This window comes from Sedimentibacter sp. B4 (assembly GCF_000309315.1).
Taxonomy (GTDB): Bacteria; Bacillota; Clostridia; order Tissierellales; family Sedimentibacteraceae; genus Sedimentibacter; species Sedimentibacter saalensis.
The window spans coordinates 1-364 of sequence record NZ_CANG01000454.1 but is presented as its reverse complement, the minus strand read 5'-3'; the positions used below and the strand labels follow the sequence as shown (position 1 = coordinate 364).

The following is a 364-nucleotide window of genomic DNA, read 5'->3' as shown; positions in this document are numbered from 1 at the left end:
CACCCACGCGCGCGTTCGACGGCCCGCTTCCAGCTGGTGTACTGCGCGTCCCGCTGCTCCGGGTCCATCTGCGGACGGAAGGTCGCCTCGATCTCCTGGGTCGCCAAGGCCTCGGCGGGGGTGGACCACACCCCCGTGGCCAGGCCGGCCAGGAGGGCCGCGCCGAGGCTGGTGGCCTCGGTGTTGCGGGGGCGCTCGACCAGCGTGTCGAGCTGGTCGGCCTGGAACTGCATCAGCAGGTCGTTCTTCGACGCCCCGCCGTCCACGGCCATCCGGGTGATCGGGTGACCGCTGACCGAGCTCATCGCACCCATGAAGTCACGCACCGAGAAGACGATCCCCTCCAGGGTGGCCCTGGCGAGGT

At 71.2% G+C, this 364-nt stretch carries 1 protein-coding gene; it reads right to left on the bottom strand.

Translation table 11 applies throughout. The features are described from left to right. A partial coding sequence (locus tag BN358_RS23660) for an FGGY-family carbohydrate kinase (RefSeq protein ID WP_255346896.1) occupies nucleotides 1–364 on the bottom strand: 364 nt, incomplete at both ends.